The 16,728-nt window shown below is 40.9% G+C and carries 12 protein-coding genes; all 12 read left to right on the top strand.

Annotated features, from left to right (window positions below; genetic code table 11):
* The first annotated feature begins 5 nt into the window (after positions 1-5).
* The 12 genes from C825_RS27650 (at position 6) to C825_RS15810 (ending at position 16,459) form a co-directional block, all read left to right on the top strand.
* Positions 6-128 carry a hypothetical protein gene (locus tag C825_RS27650; protein ID WP_010803186.1) on the top strand — a complete coding sequence of 41 codons (123 nt, stop codon included), beginning with the start codon at positions 6-8 and terminating at the stop codon, positions 126-128.
* A gap of 306 nt (positions 129-434) precedes the next feature.
* Complete coding sequence (locus C825_RS15855; RefSeq protein WP_052334414.1) at positions 435-2,774, top strand: DUF4906 domain-containing protein; 2,340 nt, start codon at positions 435-437, stop codon at positions 2,772-2,774.
* 236 nt (positions 2,775-3,010) lie between these two features.
* Complete coding sequence (locus C825_RS15850) at positions 3,011-3,910, top strand: Rpn family recombination-promoting nuclease/putative transposase (RefSeq protein ID WP_010803182.1); 900 nt, start codon at positions 3,011-3,013, stop codon at positions 3,908-3,910.
* A 142-nt stretch (positions 3,911-4,052) separates the two neighbouring features.
* Complete coding sequence (locus C825_RS15845; RefSeq protein ID WP_010803181.1) at positions 4,053-4,256, top strand: hypothetical protein; 204 nt, start codon at positions 4,053-4,055, stop codon at positions 4,254-4,256.
* A 224-nt stretch (positions 4,257-4,480) separates the two neighbouring features.
* Positions 4,481-6,841, top strand: a complete 2,361-nt coding sequence (locus tag C825_RS15840) for a DUF4906 domain-containing protein (RefSeq protein ID WP_010803180.1) — start codon at positions 4,481-4,483, stop codon at positions 6,839-6,841.
* A 102-nt stretch (positions 6,842-6,943) separates the two neighbouring features.
* A complete protein-coding gene (locus C825_RS15835) occupies positions 6,944-7,147 on the top strand; it encodes a hypothetical protein (protein ID WP_007656570.1) in 204 nt (67 codons plus the stop codon).
* A 182-nt stretch (positions 7,148-7,329) separates the two neighbouring features.
* The gene (locus C825_RS15830) at positions 7,330-9,729 is read left to right on the top strand and encodes a DUF4906 domain-containing protein (RefSeq protein WP_010803179.1); all 2,400 of its coding nucleotides are present in this window, start codon (positions 7,330-7,332) and stop codon (positions 9,727-9,729) included.
* A gap of 264 nt (positions 9,730-9,993) precedes the next feature.
* Positions 9,994-10,905 carry an Rpn family recombination-promoting nuclease/putative transposase gene (locus tag C825_RS15825; protein ID WP_010803178.1) on the top strand — a complete coding sequence of 304 codons (912 nt, stop codon included), beginning with the start codon at positions 9,994-9,996 and terminating at the stop codon, positions 10,903-10,905.
* A gap of 144 nt (positions 10,906-11,049) precedes the next feature.
* A complete protein-coding gene (locus C825_RS27645) occupies positions 11,050-11,172 on the top strand; it encodes a hypothetical protein (RefSeq protein WP_016212987.1) in 123 nt (40 codons plus the stop codon).
* A 265-nt stretch (positions 11,173-11,437) separates the two neighbouring features.
* Entirely contained in the window at positions 11,438-13,753 is a 2,316-nt protein-coding gene (locus tag C825_RS15820; protein ID WP_016212984.1) for a DUF4906 domain-containing protein, read from the top strand.
* Between the two features lie 90 nt (positions 13,754-13,843).
* Complete coding sequence (locus tag C825_RS15815; RefSeq protein ID WP_010803175.1) at positions 13,844-14,614, top strand: DNA-binding domain-containing protein; 771 nt, start codon at positions 13,844-13,846, stop codon at positions 14,612-14,614.
* 276 nt (positions 14,615-14,890) lie between these two features.
* Positions 14,891-16,459 carry a PD-(D/E)XK nuclease domain-containing ATP-binding protein gene (locus C825_RS15810; protein ID WP_010803174.1) on the top strand — a complete coding sequence of 523 codons (1,569 nt, stop codon included), beginning with the start codon at positions 14,891-14,893 and terminating at the stop codon, positions 16,457-16,459.
* Positions 16,460-16,728: the final 269 nt, after the last annotated feature.

Raw genomic sequence — 16,728 nt, 5'->3', positions numbered from 1 at the left:
AGTATATGAAAAATACGGTAAAAATAAAAAACGAAGAGTTTGAACGACAGTTTGAATCTCAACGGGAGGAGAAAAAAGCGAAAATACCTTTCTTTTATAAGAAAGAGAGTCTGTATCAAAATGATTGATAATCTAGCGTTATCGGCGGCTAAAGTAGCAACTTTTAACGACCGGAGCAAGGTTTTCAAGTAGTATTTTACTACAATTTGATAAAATTGAAATAACACCATCCTGAAAGGCATAAAAGGTCATTGATTTAATTTGCATATAACACGCTGAAAAACAGCGGATATACAGAGAGCGTCAGTCCCAACTCTCTTTCTTATAAAAGAAAGAGATTCTGACAAACTGTTAAAACGGCGCTTTTGATGTAGTAAATTAATGATAAAAGGATGGCAAATATAGGACAAAAATTAGAAACGAAAGGGGTAATTATGACACTCTTATCACTGGTATTAATAGGCACTGGTTGCGAGGAACGGATCGACCCTCCGGCGGTAAATCCGTCGGAAGTAATGCTCGATCTCGGCTTTGCTGACGAAGCAGACGGATATACTTTGCCGGCACCATCAACAACAAAATCGAATGCAGCCGCTTTCAATTACGCACTTCAACCGGCAGTAACCATGAAAGGAGCGGAGAGTTCCCTGAAACCCGACAAGCTCTATAACCTGGAAATACAACAGTACGATCAGAATGGCAATCACATAGGAGGAATGAATGCAAGTGATGTTACTGATCACGAAATCGGTTCCGCTTTTAGTCAAACTTTGGCAGCAAACTCCGACTGCCAACTGGTGATTGTTGCATGGGGAAAAGGTAACACCAGCACAACATTGGGTACTGGTAGTCTGGCATCCTCCCAAACTAAAAGTATTAAAGCTTCTGTTATATCTAAATTTAATCCGTCCAATCAGGATCATATGAATCAGATGCCTTATGTTTTGCATCTGGAACGTGTCTGTGTGGAGAGCAATACGATTAAAAGTATTAGAGGTGAAGATGTCCGCCTGTTGCTGCGTCGCCTTGCAACTCGGCTGACATTCGACTGGACTTATTCGTATACAGATTATGCATTAAAACAAATCCTTTTGCAAAGTATCCCTCTTGATTATAAAGTAGTGGCTACGCCCGATAAAAATGATAAGACATACCCTTCTTTACTGGACCAATACACAACCATACAATTAACGAGTACCGAAATAGGTACCGGGAAGTATTCTTGCTGGATACCGGCCAATGTGCGTGGAACAAATTCATCAGCCACCTCCCAGACGTACCGTATCAAATCGAATGCCCCGACAGGCAGTTCATATGTCGATTTTATTGCAGTCAATACTATCGACCCCAAGAAGAAGTTGAGTTACCGTGTCTATCTGGGTGGTTCAGAATCGACAGACTTCAATTTGTATGGTAGTACGGACTATAATTATACGGTAAAAATCAGTCATACTGACCTACCTGTCAATGACCGCCGTGTAACGATTATTGATCCGATAGCGGCATCTAAGAATAATAACAATTTGGTTCCGACCGCCAACTGTTTCATGGTGGTTCTTGGTGGAGCTTTCTGTTTTGATCCATTTAGTTTTTCTGTAAACAGTAATGATAATGAAGAAAATTCCAAATTGAAAAACTGGGCTAATGAATCTGATGGTGGTATCGTATCCGTTAAAATATTGTGGCAAACAAAGGAAAATGGAGATGTTGGCGATCCTGTAATGGGAATTGTCAATGCAGAAAATGATCATACCAATATTGTAGATATCAAAAGAAATGATAATCTGGACTTAATGACCAGTCCTTTGACTGGAAAAGATCAAGGTCGTATTTTTTGCCGTGTAGCTCCGAATACAACGGGAGGAAGCGGAGTCATATCAGCTTGTGATGCCAAAGATAATATCCTCTGGAGTTGGCATATTTGGATAACAGACTATAACCCTGACCGGACTGGTAATTTCAATGTATTGGAACCTGCCAACAAGCGAAAACAAAAATATATAGGAAATAGTGCACCGGATCAGCTACCGATGATGGACAGAAACCTGGGAGCTATTACCGGGTATGATACAATTCCACCAACTCCTCTGGAAAAATCAAAGACAAATGGTTTCCACTATCAATGGGGAAGAAAAGATTTGTTTCCAAGTAGTTACAGTTCATTGGACCTAAATACGATTTTAGGTGTGAATTCTACTGATCCGGTGAAAAATATGCTGAATCGTTACGGACCGGATGGATTGAAATATATTCCGTGTGATACAAGAACTGAATCTGCAACATTAAGGAAGGCTTATCAAAATCCGACTATCTATTATTATAAAGGGATCGCATGGTGTTCTGACAGTGATTTTAGTTCCTTTTGGAAACCCGACCTCAAAACGGTAAATGATCCTTGTCCGGCTGGTTGGAGACTTCCGAAGAAAGAAAACTTCCGAGCCTTGTTTAAGGGGGATTATCTTTATAGTAGTGGTGGTTCTTTCCATCGTTCAACATTGAGTGAGGCAGACCTACTGAAAGGGCAAAGTGACGGTGGGTATCAAGTTACTTATGATGATAAAGGACATACTACATATTTGAGGCTTGCCGGTTATTTGCGAACGGCTGAAAACTTCTCGTTTGTGGGGCAGCAAGCTAATATCTGGACAGCAGATTATCGTTACAGTTTTAATTATGGATGGAATGTAAACGGACAAGGTTATAAGTGCTTTTCTGTATCATCTGATTGGTACACTTCTGATGCACATACACTCCGCTGCATTCAGGAACGGTAATAACCTATAAAAAGGTCCTTTCTCCGGACCTGCCAGTAACCGGGGAAAAACGAGTTCTTTGACATGATGAGATTGGTAAGATAGAAAGGGGAGTGAGGCTCTTTTATAGACTGAAAAAGGATTATATATAATGTATAGCAGTTCGTATGTTTTTAGTGCAGATATTTTGCATCTTATGAAAATAAATGCATATATTTGTCGCACGCTCACTATGGGCGCAACTAAAACATATAGCTATGAGCAAATTTATTAATCCTTTCTCGGATTACGGGTTTAAACTCATTTTCGGGAGTGAAGTCAGTAAAGATTTAATCATCAGTTTTCTAAATGGAGTCCTCCATGACGAAGTAATCATCAACATCACTTTTCGCAATGTCGAAATGCTGGGCATGAAACAGGATCAGCGTCGTGCAGTATTTGATATTTTTTGTGAGAATGAGAAAGGTGAATTCTTTATAGTGGAGATGCAGAAAACCCGTCAGAAATACTTTTCCGACCGTATCCTGTATTATGCCTCGTTTGCTATCCAGCAACAGTCTGTTGTAACCCGTGAGAAATTAGCACATTTGTCGGAAGAAGAGCGTAAACAGCATTGGGATTATAATATAAATAAGGTATACATTGTTTGTATCCTTAATTATGTGATGGCTCCCGGGTATCCGGACAAATACCGCTGGGATGTAGTGAGGATGGATCGTGAACTGAAGATACCTTTTAGCGAAACGCTGAACGAAGTGTATTTAGAAATGCCGAAATTTGTATTACCTTTGTCGGAGTGCAAGACCATTTACTTAAAATGGTTGTATGTTTTAAATAATATCGAAATAATGGAACGTTTACCGGATGAACTCAATAACCAACTATTTCAGAAGCTAAAAAGCATAGTGGAAATAGAACGTATGTCTGCCAATGAACGTTTGGAGTACGAACTGAGTCTGGCTGTCGAACGTGATTTGCTTTCTGCCATTGATGCCAGTTTTGAAGATGGCGAAATGAAAGGTATAAAAAAAGGTCGTGAAGAAGGTCGTGAAGAAAAGAGCCGAGAAATAGCTCAAAATTTAAAATCCTTAGGTCTGTCTTTAGAAGATATTTCTAAGGCAACCGGTCTTACTTCCGAAGAGATCGGGCGACTCTAACATTCCCCTGAATTTTATCAATCGCATCTGTAAAAAATAACAGATGCACTTAATAGTTACGCAGCATCCTGCCGGGTGTTGCGCAACTTTTTGTGTGTCAGAACGAAATTGTTAATGTGCGTAAAAAAAGGAAAGAGAGTGTATGAAAAATATGGTAAAAAAAGAAAGCGGAGAGTTTGAACGACAGTTTGAATCTCAACGTGAAGAGAAAAAAGTAAAAATCTCTTTCTTTTATAAGAAAGAGAGCCGTGTCAAAATGTTAGATTATCAATCATTATTGGCGGCTAAAGTAGCAACTTTTAACGACCGGGGCAAGGTTTCGGAGTACTATTTTGCTACAATTTGATAAAATTGAAATAACGTCATCCTGAAAGATGTAAAAGGTCATTGATTTAATTTACATATAACACGTTGAAAAACAGTGGTTATACAGAAAACGTCAGTCCCAACTCTCTTTCTTATAAAAGAAAGAGATTCTGACAAAATGTTAAAACGGCGCTTTTGATGTAGTAAATTAATGATAAAAGGATGGCAAGTATAGGACAAAAATTAGAAACGAAAGGAGTAATTATGACACTCTTATCACTGGTATTAATAAGCACTGGTTGCGAGGAACGGATCGACAGTCCGGCGGTGAATCCGTCGGAGGGAGAGACCGTTGAAGTCAGTATGACAATCGGTCTGGCTGATGAAGTAGATGGCTACAATCTGTCTGCATCCACCAAAGCATTCTCTCAAAAGAAAGGAGCCTTCAATATGGAATTGGTTCCAACGGAAACAACCCGTAGCACGACAAGCTCAAAACCGGATGCCCTTTATCAACTGGAGATCAGGCAATACGATCAGGGGGGTAACTATCTTAACGGGAATGGTCCCCAGGATCAAACCATAGGCAAAAAGCTAACAGTCAATTTAAAAACAGCAACCGATTGCCAACTTGTTTTTGTTGCCTGGGGGAAAAATAGCGGTAAATCCTTAGGAACAGTAGCTCTTTCCAAAGCGCAGGAAATATCAGTTGATGCCTCCGTTATCCAATCAATAGAAGATAATGATATGAGCACCATGCCTTATATTCTCCATCTGAAACATGTAAACATAACAGGTAGTGGAGCAAACGGTATTATCAGCAATGCCAACGGGGAAGACGTACGTGTTCTTCTCAAACGTCTGGCTACCCGCCTTACGCTAAATTGGGAATATCCGGATAATACAGACTATAGCCTGAAACAAATCTTACTGGAAAGCATTCCTCTTAATTATAATGTAATCCCAAAACCCGACGAGAAGGAGAACGACACTTATCCTTCTTTGCTCGACCAGTACACTGTCATACAATTAACCGCAGACCAGATTGCTTCTAAAAAATATACTCGTTGGATTCCAGCCAACGTACGTGGAACAAATAATGAATCCAATAGTGCCTTATACCGTATCAAAGCTAATGCCCCGACGGGTAGCAGCTATGCCAGCTTTATTGCAGTTCATAAAACTGATCCCAAAAAGAAACTCAACTACCGTCTCTATCTTGGTGGACCGGCCTATACCGATTTCAACCTGTATGGCAATACAAACTATTCATATACTATTTCTTTCAAACATCAGGGACTTCCGGTTGACGACCGTCGTGTAACAATTATCGATCCGATACTGGCATCCCAGAGCAACAGCAATCTTGTGCCTACCGCTAATTGTTTTATGATAGCACCTGGTGGTGCGTTCTGTTTCGATCCGTTTAAATATCAGATAAACGGAAACGATAATAACGTGAATACTACTTTAAAAGGATGGGCTGGCGATGAAGGCGGAATTGCATCTGTCAAAGTTATCTGGCAAACCAAAGAAAACGGTGATTTGGGCGACCCTGTATTAGGTATTGTAAACTCCAACGATGACCATACGAATATTGTCGATCTAAAGATGATAGGTGGAGGTGATTTGTCTTCCGCATCTCCGGTAACCGATGTCAATCAGGCATATATCTACTGTCGTGTAGCTCCGAATACTACGGGCGGTAGCGGAGCGATTGCCGCTTATAATGCAAGTGGTCAAATTCTGTGGAGCTGGCACATCTGGGTAACTGATTATAAACCCGATCCAAGGGGCGATGTGGATGTACAGACTCCAGTTAACAAACGCAAACTAAAGTTTGAATATAACTCATCTTCCTACCTGCCTATGATGGATCGCAACCTAGGGGCGATAGCAGGTTATATAGACTTTCCACCCAATGAACTTGAAAAATCAAAGACGAATGGTTTTTATTATCAATGGAGCAGGAAAGACCCTTTTATAGGTAGTTATTCAAACACCAAAATCTCGGGAATTTCCTATACAAGTATAAAAAAAGATGCTCCTACTAAAGGACTATTGAGCTTGTTCGAAGGGGATGGAATCACGTTTCATCCAACTGGGCTTGTAAAAAGCAGAGCTTCTTATCGGGATGCTTATAAAGATCCTGGAAATATGTATAAAACAGGTATTGAGAGTGACTATTCCTGGATTAGTAGTCAAACAGAGGAATATAAGAATGCCTGGGGAGCTGGAACTACTAAAGGTTTTCACGACCCTTGTCCGGCAGGATGGCGCGTTGCAAACGGAGATAATTATAAACCATTACTCACAGGTCAGACCAGTGGCGCATTGTATTATCCGAGGCTAAAAAACGGGACCGGGGTTAAAGATGGCGGATATGTTGTCTATTACGGTAAAGAAGGGAAAAACACGGCTTACTTTTATCTGGCAGGCTATTGGGAGTTAGGTGGGATGACAGACATTAATACAGGGATGCATTTTTGGGGTGGAGATGCGGTAGATAGTAATAATAACAACAGAGGGAAATACATCTATTCCTCGCCATCAGCAATGTGGCGATTTTCTGGTGGTAATACGCGTGAATCCTTGCTTCTTCGTTGCTGTCAGGAACGGGAATAAGCGACAGTTGAAAAAGATCCCTTCCCAGAACCTTCCAGCAACGCAGTTTTTTGTTTGTCTGAAAGTAATAGTTAATGTGCGTAAAAAAAGGAAAGAGAGAGTATGAAAAATGTGGTAAAAATAGAAATCGGAGAGTCGAATGATAATATGAAACTCAACGGGAAGAGAGAGGAGAGAAAAATCTCTTTCTTTTATAAGAAAGAGAGCCGTGTCAAAATGCTAGATTATCAATCATTATTGGCGGCTAAAGTAGCAACTTTTAACGACCGGGGCAAGGTTTCGGAGTACTATTTTGCTACAATTTGATAAAATTGAAATAACACCATCCTGAAAGGCATAAAAGGTCATTGATTTAATTTGCATATAACACGCTGAAAAACAGCGGATATACAGAGAGCGTCAGTCCCAACTCTCTTTCTTATAAAAGAAAGAGATTCTGACAAACTGTTAAAACGGCGCTTTTGATGTAGTAAATTAATGATAAAAGGATGGCAAGTATAGGACACAAATTAGAAACGAAAGGAGTTATAATGACACTCTTATCACTGGTATTAATAAGCACAGGTTGCGAAGAACAAATCGACTCTCCGGCGGTGAATCCGTCGGAGGAGAAAATGATAGAAGTAACATTAAATATTGGTTTTGCAGAAGAAATAGATGCTGCATCATTCTTTCCAACTACAAAGTCTGGAAATGAAAGTAATACATTTGATGTACAATTTGCCCCTTATCCAAAAACTAAAACAGTAGCAAACAATCATCCGGATCAACTCTATAATCTAGAAGTTTGTCAATATAATACTGAAGGTGTGCTACTGCAGTATAAAAATCTTGGAATTGTAAATCCCGGAACTAACGTCAGTTTTGAATTAAATAATTTAGAAGACTGTCAACTTTTCTTTTTAGCAAGAGGTTCCGGAAATGTGGCAGGGTCGATAAACGGAAAGAGTCTTGACGGTTTGAATGATGTTATTGCATCATCTGAAACAATCGAAAAGATAACAGATATAAATCAAATGCCTTATTTTCTCCATTTGGAAAAGGTCAAGATCGTGGATGGCAAACTACAAAGTATAGATGGAAAAGACGCTCGAATTCTTATGAAACGACTGGCAGTCCGTTTGTCAATTAGTTGGGAGTTTAGTAAGACACTCGTAGAACAAAATTACAGTCTTCGTGAAGTACGTCTTTTCCAAAAGCCGAAACAATACTCCATACGCCCTAAAAGGGAAGAAACAAAATGGGGAATAGTTTATCCCGGTGGCTTGACTGATTTTATAGACGGGTTCCGGCTAACCGGCTCAGGCCTTTCCAGCGCAAATGGTCATTATGAAGTATGGGTTCCGGCCAACGCACAAGGGAGTGCTTCTATCATTACCTCTTCTAATTATAGAACAAAAGAGTATGTCAATCCGGCTACTAGCTACATCGAGTTTGTGGTTGACCATACCGCTGTCAACGGACAAAATGACCAGCGGCTTTATTACCGAACTTATCTGGGAGGAAATACGACAACCGATTTGAATCTGGTAGAAAACACGAATTACCATTGGATAGTAAAGATCAATACAGCGGATTTTATACATGATCCTCGTATCCGTTTACTTGATCAGACACCTGTTAAAAGTACGAACATTGTTCCGGCTGCTAATTGTTTTATGATGGTTCCGGGTACGAACATTTGTTTTAATCCTTATAAACACACATCCGGTACTAATGAATGGAATTACCAATTGACGGATGGCAATACATTGAATGTCGATAAAACAATTACTGACGTAAAAGTCATTTGGCAAACAAAAGATGCCGGAACTGTAGGTGAATTGGTTTTAGGATATGCAATTGACCAAACTACCAATCATAAGAACTTGGCAAATATAGAAAGTGGAAATTCACTTAATGATGCCCGAATATCCGTTAAAGCACCTGTGACACGAGGAGGAAATGCCTTGGTAGCGGCTTACAATAGTAATGGAACGATTGTATGGAGTTGGCATCTTTGGATAACCGACTATGTACCTCGAGGTATAACTTCTTCAATAAATTATGTGGAAGCTCAAAAACGTACACGAAACGGCAGTGTCCATCAGTATGCGGGAAGTGCCTTTAAAACAGGAGGTATGTATGCCAATAAAGTGATGATGGACCGAAACCTCTGTGCTCTGGGAGGAGGTTTTCCCGGCAAAAATGCTTCAAATTTGGAATTTGGTAATCGAATCGGCTATATATATTATTGGGGTAGAAAAGATCCGTTTTTCGGATCAATAGATGGTACTGCAAATGAAAAAGATGTTATTTATAATGCTGATGGAGAGGCTATTAGTCTGGAATGTGTTAACTATTCAGAAATACCCAAAACAGATGGGAATACGCTAGCATGGGTCATAGAGCATCCTAAAGACATTATAATAGGTACTCTATCGTGGTATAATGACTCTGAAACAACAGATGCTTCTGTTTTTCTATGGGATAATCAAGGAAAAAAAACGCTGTATGACCCTTGTCCCGATGGTTGGATGATACCTGACAAGTCTGTTGTAAATGATATTAATACGGCTAATGCATATTGGTTTAATGCAAATGGAAATTTTGTACAAAATGGTAGTAGTCATACGAAAGGAGGGCGTTTGTATAATATATCTGGTACACCCGGAATTCCTACTCCTCAAACGATACATAATACAGTTTGGTTTCCAGTAACAGCATGGAGAGGTAATGGAGTATTGACACAACCAGACCAAGGTTATCTCGGGTTTCGTAATATGACTTTATACTCTGGATATTATCGTTTTTTTTACTCCAGATATTCAAATAACGAATGGACGAACAATTTACAGGAAGGAGGTCGTACCGGAGAAAGTAATCCGTTCCGTTGCGTTCAGGAATAAGCCTTTTTTCACTGATAGCTAGAAAAGAGTGTGTGAGGTACTTCCCCGGACCTGCCAGCAACCGGGGAAAAACGAGTTCTTTGACATGATGAGATTGATAAGATAAAAAAGGGGAGTGAGGCCCTTTCGTAGACTGAAAAAGGATCATATATATATAATGTATAGCAGTTCGTATGTTTTTAGAGCATATATCTTGCATCTTATGAAAATAAATGCATATATTTGTCGCACGCTCACTATGGGCGCAACTAAAAACATATAACTATGAGCAAATTTATTAATCCTTTCTCGGATTACGGGTTTAAACTCATTTTCGGGAGTGAAGTCAGTAAAGACTTAATCATCAGTTTTCTAAATGGAGTTCTCCATGACGAAGTAATCATCAACATCACTTTTCGCAATGTCGAAATGCTGGGCCTGAAGCAGGATCAGCGTCGTGCAGTATTTGATATTTTTTGTGAGAATGAGAAGGGGGAGTTCTTTATTGTGGAGATGCAGAAGACCCGTCAGAAATACTTTTCCGACCGTATCCTGTATTATGCTTCGTTTGCTATCCAGCAACAGTCTATTGTAGGCCGTGAAAAACTGTCACATTTGACGGAAGAAGAGCGTAAGAAACATTGGGATTACAATATAAATAAGGTATATATTGTCTGTATCCTTAATTATGTGATGTCTCCCGGGTATCCGGATAAATACCGCTGGGATGTGGTACGGATGGACCGTGAACTGAAAATACCTTTCAGCGAAACGCTGAACGAAGTGTATTTAGAAATGCCGAAATTTGTATTACCTTTGTCGGAATGCAAGACCATTTACTTAAAATGGTTGTATGTCTTAAATAATATCGAAATAATGGAACGTTTACCGGATGAACTCAACAACCAACTATTCCAGAAGCTCAAAAGCATCGTGGAAATAGAACGTATGTCTGCCAACGAACGTTTGGAGTACGAACTGAGTCTGGCTGTCGAACGCGATTTGCTTTCTGCCATTGATGCCAGTTTTGAAGATGGCGAAATCAAAGGCGAAGAGAAAGGTATAAAAAAAGGTATAAAGCAAGGTCGTGAAGAAGAACGCCGAGAAATAGCTCAAAACTTAAAATCCTTAGGTCTGTCTTTAGAAGATATTTCAAAGGCAACCGGTCTTACTTCCGAAGAGATCGAGCAACTCTAACATTCCCCCTGAATCTTATCAATCGCATCTGTAAAAAATAACAGATGCACCCAATAGTTACGCAGCACCCTGTCGGGTGTTGCGCTGCTTTTTCGTGTGTCTGAATGTAATTGTTAATGTGCGTAAAAAAAGGAAAGAGAGTATATGAAAAATACAGTAAAAATAAAAAACGTAGAGTTTGAACGACAGTTTGAATCTCAACGGGAAGAGAAAAAAGCGAAAATACCTTTCTTTTATAAGAAAGAGAGTCTGTATCAAAATGATTGATAATCTAGCGTTATCGGCGGCTAAAGTAGCAACTTTTAACGACCGGAGCAAGGTTTTCAAGTAGTATTTTACTACAATTTGATAATATTGAAATAACGCCATCCTTTTGGGCGTAGAAGTTTTTTGATTTACTGCAGAGTGTAATGTGTTGAAAAACAGCGGTTATACGGAGAGCGTCAGTCCCAACTCTCTTTCTTATAAAAGAAAGAGATTCTGACAAACTGTTAAAACGGCGCTTTTGATGTAGTAAATTAATGATAAAAGGATGGCAAGTATAGGACAAAAATTAGAAACGAAAGGAGTAATAATGACACTCTTATCACTGGTATTAATAAGCACTGGTTGCGAGGAACGAATCGACAGTCCGGCGGTGAATCCGTCGGAAGGAAAGACGGTGGAAGTAACGCTTAATATTGGCTTGGCAGATGAAACAGACGGATATACCCTGTCCGCGCCATCGGAAACTAAATCAAGTGTTACCGCTTTCAATTATGCTCTCCAACCTGCAATGGCAACGAAAGGAGCGGAGAGTTCTCTGAAACCGGACAAACTCTATAATTTGGAAATACAACAATACGATCGTTCCGGCAATCGCATAGGAGGTATGTCGAATGTAATTGCGGAACAAGAGATCGGTTCTGCCCTTAAATTGACTCTGACAGCAAATATCGACTGCCAACTGGTGGTCGTAGCATGGGGTAAAAGTAATACAAGTACCACATTGGATACTGGCAATCTTACATCTGCCCAAACTAAAAGTATTGACGCCTCCGTTATATCCGAGTTAAATCCGTTCAATCAGGATCATATGAACCAGATGCCTTATGTTCTGCATTTGGAACATGTATGCGTAGAAAACAATACGATTAAAAGTATTGAAGGTAAGGATGTCCGTTTGTTACTTCGTCGTTTGGCAACCCGTTTGATACTGAACTGGTCTTATTCATACAGTGGTTATCAGTTAAAACAAATCCTTTTGCAAAGTATCCCTCTTAATTATAAAGTGGTGGCCGCCCCTGATAAAGATGATAAAACATATCCTTCTTTACTGGACCAATATATAACCGTACAATTAACGAGTACCGAAATAGGTACCGGGAAGTATTCTTGCTGGATACCGGCCAATGTGCGTGGAACAAATTCATCAGCCACCTCCCAGACGTACCGTATCAAATCGAATGCCCCGACAGGCAGTTCATATGTCGATTTTATTGCTGCCAATACTTCTGACCTCAAGAAGAAGTTGAGTTATCGTGTCTATCTGGGTGGTTCAAAATCGACAGACTTCAATTTGTATGGTAATACGGACTATAATTATACGGTAAAGATCAGTCATATTGACCTACCTGTCAATGACCGCCGTGTAACAATTATCGATCCGATAGCGGCATCCGAGAATAATAACAATTTGGTTCCGACCGCAAACTGTTTTATGGTAGCTCCCGGTGGTGCTTTCTGTTTTAATCCTTATACCTATTATGTAAAGGGTATTTCGGTAGACAATTCATTACTGCAGGAGTGGAGCTCTACAAAAAAGATTCAATCGGTAAAAGTATTATGGCAGACTAAAGAAAACGGTGATGTTGGTGACCCGGCATTAGGGGTCGTAACATCTTCTGACGATCATACAAATATTGTTGATCTTAAAAATGGTGGTGATTTTGGAAATGCACGAATCTATTGTCGCGTGGCTCCCAATACTACTGGAGGTAGTGGTGTAATAGCAGCCTGTGATATTGATGGAAATATACTTTGGTCATGGCATGTTTGGATAACGAATTATTCTCCTTCGGCTACAGCCAACGAAACAATTCTTACACCGGAGAATAAGCGTATCCTTAAGTTGGATAGAAATGGTGTTAGTTATAATCCGATAATGGACCGTTGCTTGGGTGCTTATGACGGATATGTTTCAGTTCCTAAACAGATTGTTAATATGTCGCGTGCCAATGGATTCCATTATCAGAAAGGTCGTAAAGATCCTTTTCCCGGAAGCTACCCTTCAGAAGATTTAGGAACTCAATATCATTTTACAATTGACGGAAAACAACCGCCTAGACATTGTCTGAATCGGTATGAGCCGGATGGTATTACTTGGATAATGCCGTCAAGTTTGGATATGACTTCTTTACTGTATGCATATCAACATCCTGAATCACTTGGTAGTGGCTGGAATCATGAGTGGGCACGTTTTAGTCCCGTACCAACCTGGAGCACTGATAAAACTATACATGATCCGTGTCCTGCCGGCTGGCGGGTTCCATCTAAAAATGAGTTACAAATTTTAGTTGATTATAATCAGCCAAATCAAAATTCAATCCTATCTAACTATAAAATAGAAGGAGGAGCTCTTTTCCAATATGACGGGACAAGCAATCGGACTTATATGAGATTTTCTGGTTATCCAGTGTCGGTAAGTCATATTGCTAATATTGGTTACGCTGTATATCTCCAAACAAACCAGACGCATCAAATATTCTATGCGCAAGGAAACGGTGGAGCAGAATCAACAAACGGAATCACTTTTGTAAATAAAGACAATTATGATGCAAATAACATTCGTTGCATTCAAGATAAATAATATTCACCCTGCGTGACAAAAATTAAAAGTCCGACCCCGTGCCGGAACAAATAAAACAGTATTAGTATTAACAATTAAACATGAAACATCATGGAAGATTACAACAAAGAGTATTACTGGGAATTTTATCTGCGTGATAACCCATTGACAAAAGACAATACAAAAGACTGTATTGCCGAAGTGAAAACCGGTCCGAAAACCCTGACCAAAGAAGATACGGCCCGGGAAATCAAACGCACCGGCTCTGAGCTGAAGTTGCCGACCATTCTTTCGGTAACGTCGCAGGACAGTGATATCATTCTCGAAGCCCTGTTGAACGGCGATAGCGTGACAACGGACCTTTGCCAGTTCTCCCCGCGTATCCTGGGTGCTTTCGAGAACTCGGATGCCCAGTTCGACCCGGCTATCCACAAACTGACATTCGACATCGTTCCGACGAAGAAACTTCGCGATGCCTTGAAAAACGTAAAAGTGATCAACATGGGCACAAAAGCCGACGTGGCCCGTATCAGGCTTGTTACCGATACCCTGACCGGCCTGTTCGACGGATCGATTACGGCAAGCGAAGATATTATGATTACGGGTAATAACATCAAAATAACAGGCGACGAGGCTGTGGTAGGCGTTTTCTTCGTTGCTGGCGACGGCACAACGACCAAAGTGACCCGCCGTCTCACCCAGAACGACCCCAGCAAGGTGATCGCCCGTGTTCCGGCGTTGGCCAACGGCAGCTATACATTGCGTATCGTCACACAGTTCAGCCAAAGCAGTACGACTTTGAAAGAAGCACGTACCCTGGAATATCCAACGAAACTGGTGGTAGGCGACTCCGGCGGCGGAGATCGTCCTGAAATCGAATGATTTGCAGGGAGGGTCGATGTAGCGTTGCATCGACACCAAGTGCAGCGTTGCATCGACATCGAGTGTAACGTTGCACTTACACCCAGTGCAACACGGCATCGACTGTCGATGCAAAAACAAGCGTTCTTTGACATGATGAGATTGATAAAGAGAAAAGAAATAATGAGCCAATGTGGCAATTTAGACAAATCTCAAACTATTTACTATATCCATTGGTATATGCAACATTAGCATATTATTCTTATCTTTGTGTTCGTGCTTAAAAACAACAGAGACATGGAAACAACACCGATCAGAAAACTCCCGGTAGGGATACAGGATTTTACCTCTTTGAGGGAAGACGGATATCTATATGTAGATAAGACTGCATTGGTTTACAAAATGGTAACGACCGGCAAACCTTATTTTCTGAGCCGCCCGCGCCGTTTCGGCAAAAGCCTGCTGCTTTCCACGCTCGAAGCTTATTTCCTCGGACGGAAAGACCTGTTCAAGGGACTGGCTATCGAACAACTGGAGAAAGAATGGAAAGTGTATCCGGTGCTTCATCTGAGTCTCAATGCGAAATTCTACGAAACGAAAGAGAGTTTGGAACAAATACTGGAAGGTCATTTTATTCAATGGGAAAAACTATTCGGTAAAACAGATGAAGAGTTAGGTTATGAAGAACGTTTCATGCAAATCATCCAACAAGCCTGTGAGAAAACAGGGGAGAAGGTAGTCGTTCTGATCGACGAATACGATAAACCTCTGTTACGTACATTATTTAATGATGACCTGCACAACGTTTACCGCGAAATGCTGACCGGCTTTTACACCGTCCTGAAAGATGCTGACCGCTACCTACGTTTTGTATTTATCACCGGAGTGACAAAGTTCTCGCAACTGGGTATTTTCAGTAATCTGAACCAACTGATGGATATCAGTATGGCTCCTGCTTACGCAACGATTTGCGGTATGACAAAGGTAGAAATCGAACGCGACTTTCAACCCGAGCTGGCTGCCCTTGCCGCCAGGAACAAGCTGACATACGAACAAACAGTAAATGAAATGACGAAACGTTATGACGGATATCATTTCTCGGAATTCCTGGCGGACGGTATCTATAATCCTTTTAGCGTACTGAATGCACTGGTTCAAGAACGTTTCAGCAGTTACTGGTTCGCAACAGGAACCCCTACGATGCTGGTCGATATGCTGAAAAAGACAGACTACGATCTGCGCCAGCTGGACGGCATAGAAGTGCCGGCAGCCGCACTGACCGACTACCGGGCAGACTTCCATAACCCGGTGCCGATCATTTATCAGAGTGGATACCTGACGATTAAGGGATATGATCCTATAAAGAATTTCTTCATACTCGATTATCCGAATGCCGAAGTGGAATATGGATGGTTGAATTTCATTACTCCATATTATACACCCTTATCGGAATCCATTGCACCGTTTTATATCGGTAAGTTTTGGGATGAGTTGCGTGCCGGTGATGTCGATGCATTTATGGAACGGCTGCGTGCTTTCTTTGCAGACATTCCCTATGAACTGAACGACCGGACCGAACAGCATTACCAGATAATCTTCTATCTGGTCTTCAAACTGTTGGGGCAATATGTAGAAGCCGAAGTTCGCAGTGCCCGAGGGCGTGCGGATGCAGTGGTAAAAACAACCGGCTACATCTACGTATTCGAATTCAAACTGGACGGTTCGGTAGACAAAGCCCTCCAACAGATCGACGACAAAGGCTATCTGATTCCATACACAGTCGATGGCCGCCAGTTAGTCAAAGTCGGCGCCGACTTCAACAAAGAAGACCGCAATATCGGCGAATGGAAAGCCGTTTTCTGTTGATAGGCGGGGTTCGCGGCAGGTGAAAATATAGAAATAAATGAGCTATCCCGTTCCCGTGCCCGACACGGGATCGCAAAGGCACAAACCGTATCCTATATGTATCTTTTGATACTGCTGGTTCTTCTGCGGCCCCGTGTCAAGCACGGGGACAAGATAGCTCAATTTTGACAAATTCTGAACCTATTGCTATCTCCATTGGCATATTGCCACATTGGCCCATTATTTCTTCCCTCTTTATCAATCGCATCTGTTGTAAACGATAAATAAAA

It is taken from the genome of Parabacteroides sp. ASF519, assembly GCF_000364265.2.
GTDB classification, from domain to species: Bacteria; Bacteroidota; Bacteroidia; order Bacteroidales; family Tannerellaceae; genus Parabacteroides; species Parabacteroides goldsteinii.
The sequence above is the reverse complement of the archived record's forward strand: the minus strand, read 5'-3'. Positions and strand labels throughout refer to the sequence as shown.

What these genes read in the sequence shown, in the direction of transcription:
- C825_RS27650 (WP_010803186.1), top strand. Translation starts at nt 6, where the DNA reads ATGAAAAATACGGTAAAAATAAAAAACGAAGAGTTTGAACGACAGTTT.
- C825_RS15855 (WP_052334414.1), top strand. Translation starts at nt 435, where the DNA reads ATGACACTCTTATCACTGGTATTAATAGGCACTGGTTGCGAGGAACGG.
- C825_RS15850 (WP_010803182.1), top strand. Translation starts at nt 3,011, where the DNA reads ATGAGCAAATTTATTAATCCTTTCTCGGATTACGGGTTTAAACTCATT.
- C825_RS15845 (WP_010803181.1), top strand. Translation starts at nt 4,053, where the DNA reads ATGAAAAATATGGTAAAAAAAGAAAGCGGAGAGTTTGAACGACAGTTT.
- C825_RS15840 (WP_010803180.1), top strand. Translation starts at nt 4,481, where the DNA reads ATGACACTCTTATCACTGGTATTAATAAGCACTGGTTGCGAGGAACGG.
- C825_RS15835 (WP_007656570.1), top strand. Translation starts at nt 6,944, where the DNA reads ATGAAAAATGTGGTAAAAATAGAAATCGGAGAGTCGAATGATAATATG.
- C825_RS15830 (WP_010803179.1), top strand. Translation starts at nt 7,330, where the DNA reads ATGGCAAGTATAGGACACAAATTAGAAACGAAAGGAGTTATAATGACA.
- C825_RS15825 (WP_010803178.1), top strand. Translation starts at nt 9,994, where the DNA reads ATGAGCAAATTTATTAATCCTTTCTCGGATTACGGGTTTAAACTCATT.
- C825_RS27645 (WP_016212987.1), top strand. Translation starts at nt 11,050, where the DNA reads ATGAAAAATACAGTAAAAATAAAAAACGTAGAGTTTGAACGACAGTTT.
- C825_RS15820 (WP_016212984.1), top strand. Translation starts at nt 11,438, where the DNA reads ATGGCAAGTATAGGACAAAAATTAGAAACGAAAGGAGTAATAATGACA.
- C825_RS15815 (WP_010803175.1), top strand. Translation starts at nt 13,844, where the DNA reads ATGGAAGATTACAACAAAGAGTATTACTGGGAATTTTATCTGCGTGAT.
- C825_RS15810 (WP_010803174.1), top strand. Translation starts at nt 14,891, where the DNA reads ATGGAAACAACACCGATCAGAAAACTCCCGGTAGGGATACAGGATTTT.